We start from the raw sequence: 2,510 nt of genomic DNA, 5'->3' as shown, positions 1-2,510 counted from the left end.
ACGTAATTTTTTAGGCGAGGCGAGTATCCTGAGTAGCGCGGGACACGTGAAATCCTGTGTGAATCCGGCAGGACCATCTGCCAAGGCTAAATACTCCTGAGAGACCGATAGAGAACCAGTACCGTGAGGGAAAGGTGAAAAGCACTTCGAACAGAAGAGTGAAAAAGTACCTGAAACCGTGCGCCTACAAGCGGTTGGAGCCGATTTAATCGGTGACAGCGTGCCTTTTGCATAATGAGCCTACGAGTTACTTCTCACTGGCAAGGTTAAGACTTTAAGGGTCGGAGCCGAAGCGAAAGCGAGTCTGAATAGGGCGCTATAGTCAGTGGGAGTAGACGCGAAACCGTGTGATCTACCCTTGGTCAGGTTGAAGCTGTGGTAACACACAGTGGAGGACCGAACCAGTTGACGTTGAAAAGTCTTTGGATGAACTGAGGGTAGGGGTGAAAGGCCAATCAAACTCGGAAATAGCTCGTACTCCCCGAAATGCATTTAGGTGCAGCCTATGATTAATCTTGTAGAGGTAGAGCTACTGATAGGACGCGAGGGTTTCATCGCCTATCAACTCCTGATAAACTCCGAATGCTACAAGATGATGTCATGGAGTGAGGGCATGGGTGCTAAGGTCCATGTCCGAAAGGGAAAGAACCCGGACCATCAGCTAAGGTCCCCAAATGTATGTTAAGTTGACCAAACGCGGTGTTGTTGCTTAGACAGCTAGGATGTTGGCTTGGAAGCAGCCATTCATTTAAAGAGTGCGTAACAGCTCACTAGTCGAGCGACGATGCATGGATAATAATCGGGCATAAACATACTACCGAAGCTATGGATTGAACATTAGTTCAGTGGTAGGGGAGCATTCTAAACTGGGTTGAAGCTGAAGACGTGAGTCACAGTGGACTGTTTAGAAAAGCAAATGTAGGCATAAGTAACGATAATGGGGGTGAGAAACCTCCACGCCGAAAGACCAAGGTTTCCTGATCAACGCTAATCGGATCAGGGTTAGTCGGGACCTAACGCGAACCCGAAAGGGGTAGTGGATGGAAAACAGGTTAATATTCCTGTACCTGCTATACAATAAAAGTGACGGATCGGCCAGGTGCTTGCGTACTGACGGAATAGTACGCTGAGCCTAGTCTACGGACGAAGCGAAAGTAAGTAACCGGTTCCAAGAAAAGCGAGTATAGCGGCTCGTACCGTAAACGGACACACGTAGTTGGGTTGAGTATACTAAGGCGCTCGAGTGATTCATGGCTAAGGAACTAGGCAAATTAGCCCCGTAACTTCGGGAGAAGGGGCGCTCACAGCGATGTGAGCCGCAGAGAAATGGCCCAGGCGACTGTTTATCAAAAACACATGGCTTTGCTAAATCGAAAGATGATGTATAAGGCCTGACACCTGCCCGGTGCCGGAAGGTTAAGTGGAGATGTTAGCTTCGGCGAAGCATTGAAATGAAGCCCCGGTAAACGGCGGCCGTAACTATAACGGTCCTAAGGTAGCGAAATTCCTTGTCGGGTAAGTTCCGACCTGCACGAATGGTGCAACGATCTGGGCACTGTCTCAGCCATGAGCTCGGTGAAATTGTAGTTCCGGTGAAGATGCCGGATACCCGCAACGGGACGGAAAGACCCCGTGAACCTTTACTGCAGCTTAACGTTGGTTTTGGGTAAGTAATGTGTAGGATAGGTCGGAGACTATGAAGCGGCGTCGCCAGGCGTTGTGGAGTCATCCTTGAAATACGACCCTTTGCTTATCTGGAGCCTAACCCATTTATGGGGACACCGTTTGGTGGGTAGTTTGACTGGGGTGGTCGCCTCCAAAAGAGTAACGGAGGCTTCTAAAGGTGCGCTCAAGACGATTGGTAACCGTCTGTAGAGTATAATGGTATAAGCGCGCTTGACTGTGAGGCCGACAAGCCGAGCAGGTACGAAAGTAGAGCATAGTGATCCGGTGGTTCCGCATGGAAGGGCCATCGCTCAAAGGATAAAAGGTACTCCGGGGATAACAGGCTGATCGCTCCCAAGAGCTCATATCGACGGAGCGGTTTGGCACCTCGATGTCGGCTCGTCACATCCTGGGGCTGGAGAAGGTCCCAAGGGTTGGGCTGTTCGCCCATTAAAGTGGCACGCGAGCTGGGTTCAGAACGTCGTGAGACAGTTCGGTCCCTATCTGTTGTGGGCGTAGGAAATTTGCGAAGGCCTGACGTTAGTACGAGAGGACCGCGTTGGACAAACCGCTGGTGTACCAGTTGTTCCGCCAGGAGCATTGCTGGGTAGCTAAGTTTGGAAGGGATAAGTGCTGAAAGCATCTAAGCACGAAGCCTGCTTCAAGATGAGATTTCCATTAAGGGACGTTAGAGACGATGACGTTGATAGGCTGCAGGTGTAAAGGTGGTGACATCATAGCCGAGCAGTACTAATTACCCGAAGCTTTCAAGAGAGTTTTTCTTTAAGGAATACTTGACACACATTTAAGTTAGGTGATATGATTTTGATTTGCAGCTGATATGT

Annotated in this window: 1 rRNA gene; it reads left to right on the top strand. The window is 49.7% G+C overall.

Going from position 1 to position 2,510, the window contains the following annotated elements:
• Nucleotides 1-2,439 (top strand): 23S ribosomal RNA (locus KDU71_RS22620); the annotation flags it as partial.
• Nucleotides 2,440-2,510 lie beyond the last annotated feature (71 nt).

Origin of the sequence: Carboxylicivirga sediminis (assembly GCF_018156225.1) — a bacterium.
GTDB classification, from domain to species: Bacteria; Bacteroidota; Bacteroidia; order Bacteroidales; family Marinilabiliaceae; genus Carboxylicivirga; species Carboxylicivirga sediminis.
Note: the sequence above shows the minus strand (reverse complement) of the source record. Positions and strands in the feature narration are given on the sequence as shown.